10 protein-coding genes are annotated in these 12115 nt (G+C 52.3%); 6 read left to right on the forward strand and 4 right to left on the reverse strand.

The features are described from left to right. Window positions 1–153 precede the first annotated feature (153 nt). The 4 genes from ACHZB8_RS03070 to ACHZB8_RS03085 form a co-directional block, all read right to left on the reverse strand. A complete protein-coding gene (locus tag ACHZB8_RS03070) occupies window positions 154–1281 on the reverse strand; it encodes a substrate-binding domain-containing protein (protein ID WP_316858615.1) in 1128 nt (375 codons plus the stop codon). 98 nt (window positions 1282–1379) lie between these two features. After that, window positions 1380–2192 (reverse strand): hypothetical protein, encoded by an 813-nt coding sequence (locus ACHZB8_RS03075; protein ID WP_316858617.1) that lies wholly within the window; start codon window positions 2190–2192, stop codon window positions 1380–1382. A gap of 18 nt (window positions 2193–2210) precedes the next feature. Beyond that, a complete protein-coding gene (locus tag ACHZB8_RS03080; protein WP_316858619.1) occupies window positions 2211–4331 on the reverse strand; it encodes a beta-galactosidase in 2121 nt (706 codons plus the stop codon). Window positions 4332–5004: 673 nt separating this feature from the next. Beyond that, complete coding sequence (locus ACHZB8_RS03085; RefSeq protein WP_316858620.1) at window positions 5005–5943, reverse strand: LysR family transcriptional regulator; 939 nt, start codon at window positions 5941–5943, stop codon at window positions 5005–5007. Between the two features lie 98 nt (window positions 5944–6041). Between ACHZB8_RS03085 and ACHZB8_RS03090 the strand changes: the two genes are divergently transcribed. The 6 genes from ACHZB8_RS03090 to ACHZB8_RS03115 all read left to right on the forward strand — a co-directional run bounded on the left by ACHZB8_RS03090 (window position 6042) and on the right by ACHZB8_RS03115 (window position 12070). After that, window positions 6042–7049 carry a tripartite tricarboxylate transporter substrate binding protein gene (locus ACHZB8_RS03090; RefSeq protein ID WP_316858621.1) on the forward strand — a complete coding sequence of 336 codons (1008 nt, stop codon included), beginning with the start codon at window positions 6042–6044 and terminating at the stop codon, window positions 7047–7049. A gap of 178 nt (window positions 7050–7227) precedes the next feature. Continuing rightward, entirely contained in the window at window positions 7228–8085 is an 858-nt protein-coding gene (locus ACHZB8_RS03095; RefSeq protein ID WP_316858623.1) for an MBL fold metallo-hydrolase, read from the forward strand. Further along, on the forward strand, window positions 8085–8981 hold the full coding sequence (locus tag ACHZB8_RS03100) for an alpha/beta hydrolase (protein WP_316858624.1): 897 nt from the start codon (window positions 8085–8087) through the stop codon (window positions 8979–8981). The genes ACHZB8_RS03095 and ACHZB8_RS03100 overlap by 1 nt, the downstream gene beginning before the upstream one ends. 49 nt (window positions 8982–9030) lie before the next feature. Beyond that, a complete protein-coding gene (locus tag ACHZB8_RS03105; RefSeq protein WP_316858625.1) occupies window positions 9031–9990 on the forward strand; it encodes a tripartite tricarboxylate transporter substrate binding protein in 960 nt (319 codons plus the stop codon). An 87-nt stretch (window positions 9991–10077) separates the two neighbouring features. Then, window positions 10078–10548, forward strand: coding sequence for a tripartite tricarboxylate transporter TctB family protein (locus tag ACHZB8_RS03110; RefSeq protein WP_316858626.1), 471 nt, complete (start codon window positions 10078–10080; stop codon window positions 10546–10548). Between the two features lie 4 nt (window positions 10549–10552). Next, window positions 10553–12070, forward strand: a complete 1518-nt coding sequence (locus tag ACHZB8_RS03115; RefSeq protein ID WP_316858627.1) for a tripartite tricarboxylate transporter permease — start codon at window positions 10553–10555, stop codon at window positions 12068–12070. Window positions 12071–12115 lie beyond the last annotated feature (45 nt).

Raw genomic sequence — 12115 nt, forward strand, 5'->3', positions numbered from 1 at the left:
TTTTCTCCTGATTGCGCTGTGATTTGCGACTGACGGGGCCTGCAATCCATCGCGAAAACGCACGAATGCAGACCCACTCAATGTCAAAAAGGGTGCTCTTTCTGGAGAGCGAAGCGGGCCACCTTCCAGAAAGAGCATGCCAGGGGCAGTCAATCAGCGCATGCTGTCCTTGACGTCTTTGGGAAGATCTTGATGATAGACTTCCTGCCATGCCTGGGGGAGATTTTCATAGGTTACGGCAAGCGAAGGCAGGGCGACATAATCAGGAGCCTTTTTGCCCAGAAGGCCATAGCCCGCCAGTTTGGCTTCTGTCACACCCTGATCATAGGGGCGCTGGGAACCAAGGCCATGGACATAGGATTTCTGAGCCATATTGATGGCAACGTTGGCACCAAGGTCACAGGTTGTCAGCACGATGTCTTTGACACCGGTTGAACGGGCTGCCGCAATGACACCCTCGGCCGGAACGTCCCAAACGGCCCAAAGGCCATTGATGGATTTGCGGTTGGCGGTCAGCATGGCACTTGCCATTCTTTCTGCGCTACCGGCAAGGTTGGAGCCGTTGATGCCCTGTTCGGCAATGATCTTGATGTCCGGGAAGTATTTTTCGATGGTGTCTTTGAACCCGTCATAACGCTGCTGGGTTACGAAGAAATCGGCAGCATAATAGATCGCGCCGACATTGCCTTTTCCGTTCAGGGCTTTTGCCATCAGAAGGGCAGACGCAACCCCGTTGCCATAGTTGTCGGCAGATACGACGCTGATATAGTCTTCACCTGCTTTAAGGCCATTCGGAACATTGTCCATGAAGACAAGTTTCACGCCCTGATCGGCAGCCTTTTTATAAATGCCGGCAGTTGCAACCGGATCCGTTGGAATAGAGACGATGATGTCCGGTTTCTTTGCCAGAATGGTTTCGATGTCGGCGACCTGTTTTTCAGGTTTGAAGCCGGCGTCGGTCACGGCGAGCACTTCGATGCCCATTTCAGCAAACTGGGCTTTGAGGCCATTGACCTGAGCCTGTGACCAGTCGTTGCCTGCATAGTGCAAAACGATGGCCGCGGTGGCTTTCATGTCCTTGATTTTTGCCAGCTCTTCATCACTGAGCTGAATGTCGGAGGCGGGAGATGGTGTTTCTCCGTTTGGCCCGAGGCTGTAAACCTTGGTTTTGAGCTCATCGAGCATGACGTCGGGATCGGCTGCCATGGCAGCGCCAGCTCCCAAAGCTGAAGCGAGACCTACGGCTGCAATGAAGCCGGTTAATTTCTGAAAACGAGACATGCGTAACTCCTCCTGCTTAGTCTCATGAATTTCCTCTATCCGAGGGTGATCCTCTCCTTGAGCGGAAGGAGAGGATTATTCTTTTCAACCTGTAAGGATCAGGTATTTGCTATGAGGCCGGATAGCGCCGGTGTTGCCGGATTGACCGAGAGTTTTTTCTGCTGCACCAACTCGAGCAAGGCGGGAACCTTGTTGGTGGATTGCAGGAACTCCCTGGCGCTGGCCAGATCGGTGAACAGGCCCAGAGAGATCGGATCGTATTTTTTTGCCGCCCACTCGAGCATGTCTTTGGCAATCTGATCCCGGCTTCCCTCAAAGCTCCGGTCCATGAGATCGACAGACGTGATGATGTCGATGCGCTTGTCCTTGTCGAACCGGAGGATGAGGCTGGCCCAAAGGCTTTCTTCTTCACAGATGCCGATGACAACTGTGCTTTCTGCGGGGACGAAGCTTTCAACGGCTCCCTTGATGGCGTCATAGGACGCACCCAGACGCCATTGCAGACCGAGCTGTTCCTTGGCCGGACCTGGATAGGTGACGATGTCCTGATCGTATTCGCCCATCAATCTGAAGGCACGATTGACATATTCGTCGATATCGTCATTGACGGTCCATGCATCCTGAATGCGTCTGAAATAGTCGTCAGAGGCACTCCGTTCCAGGATCATGACAAAGTCTACGCAGTCCTTGTTGGCTTCATAAACCGCGCGGGCATCTTCCTTGGCATTGCTGATTTGGGAGATCGGACGATTGATGTCTCTGCCATCATTATGGGCGAATTTTTCTATCACCCCTTTGTCATGCAGAATGATGATCTTGTTCTTGCCCTTGGCAGAATCAAGCATCAAGGCTTGCAGGTTTCTCCAGTGGGAAACCTCGATGTCAATCATTTCAACATATGCTTGTAGCATGTTCAGTTTCCTCCTGCTTTAAAGGCTGACGGCGTAGGTTTTGATGGTGTATGGAGCAAAGCTGTCGCTCCAGGTTTCGCCGCTGTTGCCAGGCGTTTCACCAGACCAGATTTCGGTGATCGACTTGACCGTCTGACCGACGCCTGCAACCACTTGGACAGGTTCGCTGGTCGGGTTGGCCACATAGACCAGAAGCTGATCGGGCTTGTCGCTGTTGCGATGGATTGCAACGTCGATGCGCGGGTCATTCTTGACGACCGGTGCGACACCGATTGCCTGCATCGATGCGTCAAGGGCCTCGGAAACCTTCGCAAGATCGGAAACCAGAACCACGCGCCCTTTGCCAACCGCATAGGATGTGGCCAGATCTGCGCCGTCTTTTCCTAGCGGGGTTGACGCGGAAGCCAGAACCCTGGACTTGAGCAGATCGCAAGCTGTGAAAACCGTGTCCAGATGCGGCAGTTTCGGCCCGAGAACAACCGTGCCACCCTGTTCGACATAGGCCAGCAGTTTGGATTGCACCTCCGGAGCAAGGAACTCGAAGGACGACAGAAGAATGGCCTTGTAACCAGCCATGCGCTCTTCGCCCAGCGCCGTATCCGAGAGCAGGTAGGTGTAGCCTTTCTCGTTCAGCACCTCTGCAAAGCCGTTGAACCAGTTGGTTTTGGAAAGCTGGATCGGTTCGTCAAAGCCAAAGGTTTTCTCCGAAACGGTCATGGCATTGGGGTATTCGGACATGCTGATCTGGGATTCCAGAAAGTCGCCCGGGAAAGAGAGCAGTTCAGAGGCAGCCTCAAGCCGGTCATAGTCCCTGTTGGCCATCAGCAGGATGTCGGCATGACGGTGGAAATCCTTGAAGTCATATTTGGTGGCAACCGCATTGGTTGTCTCGAACACAACTGCATTTTCCTTGCGGATGCGGCCATCGCGCCGAATGGGAGAGCCCATCCACTTGTCGCGTTCAACCAGCATATAGCGGCTGAAGCCCTTGATCCCGTGCATCAGAGCTGCCTTGGTGACAAAGCCCTCGTCATTCTGGTCGCCCGGATTGAGATACCAGGGCCAGACACCGGCGATGAATTCGGGGATATAGGGGAAACGGCTCGTCCCGACCACATAGGAAACGACGGTCCGAACATGGCTGTAAAGCTCTTTGCGGGAATAGATGTCGAACCCGACGAAATCGAGATGTTTCTCCAGCTCGGTCAGGTTATAGGGAGCCGTGATGCCACTGGCCGCGCCACCCGGTCCGAGCGGATGAGGATAGTTGTGGAACAGTGGCGTTTCGTTGAGGCCCCGTTCCTTCATCATGTCGCCCAGTCGTGTCAGGCAATCAACGAGATATTTTTCACGATATTCGATCCAGTCCACATGGCGCGGCAGATCCCGCTGTGTCTTGCCTTCGAACCGTCGCGGGGCATCCAGAGCTGCAAAGCTCGAAACTGTCTGGCCATAAGCTTTGCTGATAGCCTCGGTCGAGCCGTATTTTTCTTCAAGGAAGGTCTGGAAACGGGCAATCGAAGCAGGATGGAAATCGCAGGCATAGGGGTTGATGTGAAAGAAATAGGCCATTTCATTGTCAACCTGTGTCGCAACAAGCCCACCTTTGGGATATTGGTGCTTGACCAGAATTGGCATGATCGCATCGAACCAGAGCGCGGTTTCCTCAAAGAACTTGTCCGCCGCGTAGCTGACGGCTGGAATCGGGCGCGGAACCTGGGTCAGAACCGCCTTGCCTCCCTGCGCATTGAGGGCTTGAAGGTCGGGGTCATCCAAAATGCGGCGTGGATAGCCGAACCATGTCATTTCCGAGTTGATCTGCGGTCCGGGTCTTGCGATCGTTTTCAGCCCGGCCTTGTCGATCAGGGTCAGGAAAGCATCCAGATCGGTGCGAGGGTCAACCTGACCAAAATCGAACTGCCCCCGTTCAATCTCATGTGCCTCCCAAGGCATGTAGATGGAAATCGTATTAAAGCCTAGAGACTTGACCTTGTTGATTATGTCTTCCCATTTATCTCTATCAAGACGCCAATAGTGAACAGCGCCGGAGTAAACGGTTGTTGCAGCTCCATCTATCACAAACTTCTTGTCCTCCAGCGTGATAGAAGGATAGGCGTTTCCTCTCGCGTTTTTAGACACCTCGCACTCCCTTTAGGTTACGGCTCTCCTGCGCAGTCATCAGCGATCTGCGTGTCAAAAAGCCTTCAATTTGCGTGCAAGACACTAGCGACGGATGGAAAAAATGGTCAAATCACCTCAAAAAAACTCAAATATTTGAATTTTCCATAGAGCAAATAATTGGAATTATTCTTATAAACTTCTCAATGGACTGATTTTACATGAGTTATACAAAATTAATCCTGCAATTGAGAATTGTGAAGAAAATGATGTAAATATGGATAATAGTGTTGTTTATCCTCTGAATTCCACCGTTCTAAGACTTTCTTACTAGAAAATTGATGGTTTAATCGCAAGGAATTGAGTTGTTTCTATTTGGAAATCAAATGAAACACGTCAATTTTCCCATCATTCCGTCAATGACTGCTGTCAGCCTCCTCCTCCTCTCGCTCCCCCTCATTGACCTCCTGTATGAGCAGTCCGGTGAGGGCAGGGGGGAACAAGCCGCACCCCATTTGGGCACCCGTCGAGTGTCTTGCATGAAGCCGGTGAATTTGAGGGGATAGGGGCGATAAGCTTCGGGACAAAAGACAACTCGTTCCCAAATCAATCAACGACGGACCGGTCGCATGCGCCATCCTGCGGACGTGAGGTCAAAGCCATTGCCCGGAAAGCGAGCGATCACACTGTTTTTCTACAAGTTTGTTCTCAGGGCAGATTCAACAAACTCGCGTACGGCGGGCTTGGCCTCTGCCGGGCGCCAGTAAAGACCGAGCATTTCCAATTTGCAGACGCAGCTTTCAGGTGCGTTCAATTTGGCTATTCTGCCATCTTCGAGCCACTGGCAGGCAATGCTTTCGGGCAAGTAGGAAATTGCATCCGTATTCCTCAACATTGAATAGATGACCTCTGAAGAGCGTGACAAGGCATGCAGCTCGTTCATGTTCTCCCATCCCATTTTCTGGATCAGAGACTCATATTGTTTTCGAACAAGGGTCGCCACATGATTGGGTAACCAGATGGCATCCCGCAAATCTTCTTCGCTCACGTGTGCTTTGCGAGCCAAGGGATGATCGGGGCCGCAGGCAATAACCAGACTATCTTCAAAGAGCGGCAAAAATTCCCAGCCACCGCTGATCACGCCGGTTTGGCGACAGGCGATCAGATCAAATTCCCCGCTGGTGAAGCTCATATCGAGCCTGTGGCCTATCACTTCTTCAATTTGAAAACGGATATGGTTCTTCTCGGTAACGAAGCGAGGCAAAGTCTTGCTAAGGACAGCTTCAAACGCGGCGATTGTCACGGCAATCCTGACAAGTGCGCTTTCTCCATTGTAATGAGCGACAACCGTTTCGGTTCCGTCTTCCACCGCGTTGATGATACGTCTCGCGACTGCCGCCAGATCCAGGGCAATTGGGGTGGGTTCGACTCCCTTTGCGTGCCTGAGAAAAAGCTTTGTTTCCAACAAGAGTTCAAGGTCGACAACCAATTGGGACATGGCCGGTTGGGCGATGCCGATCGAAGCTGCGGCCCGTCCCATATGCCGCATGTCGACAAGACGGATGAGAGCCAGCATATGTCTGAGCTTGGTCTTGGTTGTGAGGCGATTGAACAGGGTGGTTGAGTTAAGCATTTTTCATATGGATTCCTTATCAAGATGGTCAAAATTTTATTTTTCATTATTCCATGAGTCAAGATAGGTTGTTTTCTGGAGGAAAAATGGAGGACCCAATGAAACACGTCATGAGAGCGTCAAAACGCTCTTTCATCAAAACACTTTGTTTTGCTTTTTGCGCAGCAGCTTTGACAAGCGTGATCATTCCGCACTCATCTGCTCTTGCTGCTGATTGGCCAAAACGCAATGTGAAGCTTGTTGTTCCCGCAAAACCCGGAGGTGGCACCGACGCCGTTGCCCGCATCTTTACTGCTGAACTGCAAAAGCGTCTTGGCAAACCTTTCGTGGTTGTGAACCAGCCAACTGGCGGGGGCAGTGTTGCTGCCGAGACCGTACGCAATGCTCGACCAGACGGGAACACATTGCTTTATTATCACAGCGGTCTGCTTTCGTCCTATCACAGCGGATTATATGACCACAATCCTGCTGAGGAATTCACCACGGTTGCCGTGATGCCCGTTCGGGCAAGCTATTCTTTTGCTGTCGGGGCGGATTCCGAGTTCAAGACAATCGATGATGTTGTTGCCAAGGCGAAGGCCAACCCTGACAAGATAACCCTTGGTGTTCAGCTAAAGGGTGCGTCGCACTTCATGGCCGGCCTCTTCATGATGGACAGCAAGGCGCCATTTCGCATTGTCGAAGCTGGCTCTGATGCGGACAAGTTCGTTGCCCTGCAAGGGGGTAACATCGACATGGCGATTGTGAATACCGCTGGTGCTGCCCAATATCAGGAGGCTGGCAAGCTGAGAATCCTCGGCACGATGTCCAGTTTCCCGGGGCGTGACTCAACCATGCCTGATATTCCATCCATGGACGAGCTGGGTTTCCCAAACACCATTTATGGTCTCGACTTCTTTGTTCTCGCTCCCAAGGGCATGGATGAAAGCCTGGCCAGCCAGATCAATGCGGCCTTCAAGGATGTGATACTTGACAAGGCGATAGCCGACAAACTCCTCAAAATGCGCATGCCGCTTAGCTACCTCTCCTTGCAGGATAGTGTAAGCCGGATGAAAGACTCTGAGAAGAAAGTCGGGGTAATCGCCAAACAGATTGGCCTCAAGTAAAACGCAAGACCGGGCGTCGGGCTTCAGCCTGAGCGCCCGGAACAATCCCTGGCCGGCGAAAAAATCTACTTTAGCTTTACTGGAAAAGAACCGCATCGGCAGGAGTCTCCTGCTGGTTTGCTGGCACTGAACCCGTGTGCACATCTCTTTTCTCACGATCAAACAAGGATGAATGCCAATGTCTACAAACGCGCCATATCCCGTTTTTAAGAACCCTGTCGATTATCTGATCCAGGGATGCGAGCGCCCTTGGGAAGTCGCTGTCGACCCATTTGAAGTTGCTCCTCGGACTTGGTTTGTAGGCAACGCCTGGGTTGGCGCATACCTTCTCGAGACTTCAGAGGGCCTCATTCTGATCGATTCGACCATGCAGCCTCAGGTTTATCTGGTTTTCGAGAATATCCGAAAACTCGGTCTTGACCCCAAGGATATCAAGCTTCTGCTTCTCACGCACATGCACTATGACCATGTGGGGGGCGCAAGGTCGATTGCCGAGGCCAGCGGAGCAAAGATCATGTTGAGTAAACAGGATCACGAATTCATGCTCGCCCATCCCGAACAGATATTTGACGAAGGCTATCCCTTCGGTTCTTTTGAAGTGTCTGATTTTTATCAGGATGACAAACCGATCACGCTGGGGGATCGGACGATCCACACAATTCTGACACCGGGGCACACACCGGGTACGACCTCATTCTTCTTCGATGTGGTCACCAAAGATGGACAAACAAAGCATTGCGGACTGCATGGTGGCGTCGGGCTCAATACGCTTGGTGATGACTTCCTGACGGAACATGGCTTCAGCACCGCGACCCGGTCAGATTATCTGGCTTCCATGCGCAAGTTGCACAATTTTCAGATTGACATAACGCTCGGCTCACATCCGGCTCAGGTCGACATGCTGTCCAAGGTCGCCCGGATTGGCCCCGACTGCAATCCCTTTGACGATCCGTCCGTATGGCAAGGCCTGATCGAACAGCGCATCGGACAAATAGAAACCCTCATTGCCGAATCCAAACTGGAGCCCGCCTGCTGATGCTGAGTAAACAGGAACAGGCCGAAATGGCCAAGCATTTACGCTCGACGACAGTCGTGCCAACCGAATTGCCCGCTGACCTCGTCGCATGTCTTGACGCGGTCGATCACAAGGAAATGCTTATACCGACGCGCGTTGGCGAGACCCGGACAATCCTGGTCAAACCGCGCAATGTTGAAAAGAAGGCACCTCTGTTTATCAATTTTCACGGGGGTGGATTTGTTCGGGGGTATCAGGAACGGGACACGATCTTCTGTGCCATGCTGGCTTCCAAGTTGGGCTGCGTGGTCATCGACGTGGACTATCGGCTTTCACCTGAGTTCCCCTTTCCAACCGCCCTGCATGAAGCCTATGATGTGACCCAGTTCGCATTCTCCAATGCAGAAGAACTCGGAATTGATCCTGACCGCATAGCCATTGGTGGCCACAGCGCGGGTGGCAATCTGACCGCTGCCGTCTGCCTCATGATCAAGCAGGAAGGCGGCTCCATGCCTTGCCTTCAGATCCTGGACTACCCCTTCCTTGATGCTGTCACGGATTCCTTCGTGAAAATCGGAGACGATCCGACCTTCTTCACCCCGGAAAGGCTGGACGGGTTCAACAGCCTGCATGTTCCGAAGCTGGCGGACCGACGCAACCCCTTGATGTCCCCGGTTCTGGCAAAACCGGAAATGCTTGAAGGTCTGCCTTCTGCCCTGATCATCATCGCAGCGAAAGACATATTGCGACATGAAGCCGAATGCTATGCCCGGATGCTTGTCGATGCCGGAGTGGAGGTCCGGTTGCGCAAGTTCCTGCAAAGCGATCATGGCTTCATCATCGCCAACCTTGCCGAATATCGGCAAGCCCATGCTCTCATCCTCAAAGCTCTGAAGGAGGCCTTTGGTTTGAGATAATTTCAATATTTCCGGAAATGGGAGATCTGGAAATCAAGTGGAGGAGAAAATGAGACTATTTAGGACCATAATGGTTGCCGCAGCCTGTCTGCTGATTACGGGCAACGCCAATGCTGATGGAAGCTGGCCGAAGGGAACCATAAAACTTGTCATTCCAGCCAAAGCTGGTGGTGGCACAGATATCATGGGGCGCATATTTGCCAATTATCTGCAACAAACGACAGGCAGCGCCGTCGCCGTCATCAACCAGCCATCCGGAGGAGGAACCGTTGGCTATGAGATGGTAAGGACCGCCAAGCCTGATGGACAGACCCTGCTTTATGCCCATACGAGTTTGTTGATCAATGCTCATACCGGACGGTATCCGCATTCCCTGTCAGATTTTACCCCTATTGCCTATGCGCAGATCTATCCGCCCCAGGTCTATGCCGTAGCCCCCAATGCCCCTTGGAACAATCTCAAGGATTTCGTCAATGATGCCCGCAACAATCCGGGCAAACTCACGATCGGGGTCTCTCTGGGCGGGACGACCCATTTCATCGCTGGTTTGATGCAACAGGCCGAAAATATCGAACTGAAAATGGTAGAAGCGTCCTCAGAAGTGGACAAGGTCGCAGCCATTCAGGGCGGACATATTGATATAGGCAATCTGGGCGCCAAATCGGCCAGACAATTCGTTGAGGCCGGGAAAATGAAACCATTGGCCTTGCTCGACCCTGTACCAAACAAGTCGTTCCCCGAATTTCCGACCGCGATCGAGCAAGGCGTGAATGTCTTCTGGCAGACCCCGCTTATCGTGTTCGGGCCCAAGGATATGGATCCGGCCATCGTTCAGAAAATAAACGAGGTCACCAAGGGGATGAGCCAAGACCCGACAATTCAGGAAAGTCTTGAGAAAATGTCGAGCTCCTATAATTATCACCCGGTCGAAGAAGTCCAGAAACTGCTCGAAGCCGAAGACCAACGTATAAGTAAGATTGCCGAACAGCTTGGCATTGCTCCCAAATGATACGTGAGAAACATCAGGTCAGGGTCATGCATCCTGACCTGAATGAGGATGGAAAACCATCCCGGAGAGTTTAGTCAGGAGACAATAATGAGACAGAATACAATTCTGGGGAGCGTAATCGGCGCGCTTGGAATCGTTGGCATTCTATTGACCAGTCAGGTTCCCAGCACAACCTTTACCGATGATCCCGGCCCCCATGTTTTTCCCTATTTTGCCAGTAGCATTTTGCTGATCTGTGGTCTTGGCATGCTGTTTACCGGCAACAAGAACAAGTCAGATCAGCAAGAGGACCCTTTTCTTGATCGCCAGGGATGGATTCGCGTCGGCATCATGCTTGCTGTCTTCAGCCTTTATGCCCTTGCCCTGTGGCTGGTCGGATTTCACATTGCCACGCCAATAGCCGGTCTGGCCTTTTACGCCCTCATCGCGGGCAAGGAAAAACGCAATTGGCTCTACGGGATCATCTTTGCGCTCCTTGCTTATGCCTGTCTCTATGTCCTGTTCATTTCTGTTCTGAATTCCTTCCTGCCGGAAGGCATTTTGTTGGGAGGATACTAAGCTCATGGAAATGATTGTTTCAAACTTTGCTGAGCTTTTGCACCCGCTCACCCTTCTGATCATTTTTGCCGCCAGCCTTGTCGGGATTTTTCTGGGGGCAATTCCCGGACTCTCGGGCGGCCTTGGCGTTGCCCTGCTTCTTCCCCTCAGTTTTGGTCTGGACCCACATGTCGGTCTCGCCATGTTGATCAGTATCTGGGTCGGCGGCACATCAGGCGCGATGATTGGCTCCATTCTGCTGGGTATACCCGGCTCTCCATCTGCCATTGCGACAACATTTGACGGCTATCCGATGACCAAGAATGGCGAGGTCGTCCGCGCACTTGGCGCAGCCATCACCGCCTCCTTTATCGGAACATTCATCAGTATCATCGTTGCCGCATTCCTTAGCCGGATATTGGCGGATCTCGCCCTCAAGCTTGGTCCCTGGGAGTATTTTTCGCTGGGTGTTTGCGCCATTTCGCTGGTGGCGGCTCTTGCGCGCGAAAGTGTCTTTCACGGTCTCGCTGCCGCAGCCTTGGGGCTGTTGTGCAGCTCGGTCGGCTTTGCTCCGATTGACGGCTATCCCCGCTTTGCCTTTGGCAACATGTATCTGAATTCCGGTTTTGATCTCATTTCACTCATGATCGGCTTTTTCGCGATCAAGCAGATCCTGATGGAATTTGCCCGTGGTCAGCAGGTCATTCCGGAATTTGATGCCAAATCGATCACCGGCTTTGGCGTCACCTTGAAGGATTACACCTCCAATGCGGTCAACATCTTCCGTTCATTCATGATCGGTCTGTGGATCGGCTTTCTTCCGGGCATGGGGTCGGGATTGTCCAACATGGTTTCCTATGCCTATGCCAAGAACAGCTCGAAACACCCAGAAAAATTCGGCAAGGGCTGCATTGATGGCGTATTTGCCTCCGAGACAGCCAACAATGCCTCTGTCGGTGGATCGCTCATTCCCATGGTGGCTTTGGGGATTCCAGGGGATGGCACAACGGCCATTCTTTTGGGCGGCCTCATGATCCACGGTATTCAGGCCGGACCATTATTGTTCACCAACAATCCTGATATCGTCTACACGCTTTTCAATACGGCGCTGATATCGGCCATTCTGGTTTTCATCTCCCAGTTTTTCGGCATGAGATTGTTCCCTGCGATCCTGAAGGTGCCCTATCAGTATCTTTATTCAGCGATTGTGCTGCTGTGCTACATGGGTGTTTTCGTTGGTGCAGGAACGGAATTCAACTTCATCATCATGCTGGGCTTCGCTGTCCTGGGGGTATTGATGGATTGGGTCAAGATGCCGGTCGGCCCCTTTGTCCTTGCCTTCATTCTTGGACCGATGCTGGAGTCGAATTTGCGTAAGGGCTTCACCTATACCGATCAGGGAATCTTGCCTTTCTTTACCCGCCCGATTTCCGGTATTTTGCTGGCGCTGGCCCTCATCAGCATCGTCTGGCCATACATCAAGCCACTTCTCAAAAAGACACCAAACCAGTCAGAAGAAAGCGAGTCCTCGCTCTCTCCCTGAGGCTGACACGCCCTCCTACCTATAAGGTGTGTCAGCCTTTTCTCT

Source organism: uncultured Cohaesibacter sp. (assembly GCF_963556055.3).
Taxonomy (GTDB): domain Bacteria; phylum Pseudomonadota; class Alphaproteobacteria; order Rhizobiales; family Cohaesibacteraceae; genus Cohaesibacter.

What these genes read in the sequence shown, in the direction of transcription:
- ACHZB8_RS03070 (WP_316858615.1), bottom strand. Translation starts at nt 1,281, where the DNA reads ATGTCTCGTTTTCAGAAATTAACCGGCTTCATTGCAGCCGTAGGTCTC.
- ACHZB8_RS03075 (WP_316858617.1), bottom strand. Translation starts at nt 2,192, where the DNA reads ATGCTACAAGCATATGTTGAAATGATTGACATCGAGGTTTCCCACTGG.
- ACHZB8_RS03085 (WP_316858620.1), bottom strand. Translation starts at nt 5,943, where the DNA reads ATGCTTAACTCAACCACCCTGTTCAATCGCCTCACAACCAAGACCAAG.
- ACHZB8_RS03090 (WP_316858621.1), top strand. Translation starts at nt 6,042, where the DNA reads ATGAAACACGTCATGAGAGCGTCAAAACGCTCTTTCATCAAAACACTT.
- ACHZB8_RS03095 (WP_316858623.1), top strand. Translation starts at nt 7,228, where the DNA reads ATGTCTACAAACGCGCCATATCCCGTTTTTAAGAACCCTGTCGATTAT.
- ACHZB8_RS03100 (WP_316858624.1), top strand. Translation starts at nt 8,085, where the DNA reads ATGCTGAGTAAACAGGAACAGGCCGAAATGGCCAAGCATTTACGCTCG.
- ACHZB8_RS03105 (WP_316858625.1), top strand. Translation starts at nt 9,031, where the DNA reads ATGAGACTATTTAGGACCATAATGGTTGCCGCAGCCTGTCTGCTGATT.
- ACHZB8_RS03110 (WP_316858626.1), top strand. Translation starts at nt 10,078, where the DNA reads ATGAGACAGAATACAATTCTGGGGAGCGTAATCGGCGCGCTTGGAATC.
- ACHZB8_RS03115 (WP_316858627.1), top strand. Translation starts at nt 10,553, where the DNA reads ATGGAAATGATTGTTTCAAACTTTGCTGAGCTTTTGCACCCGCTCACC.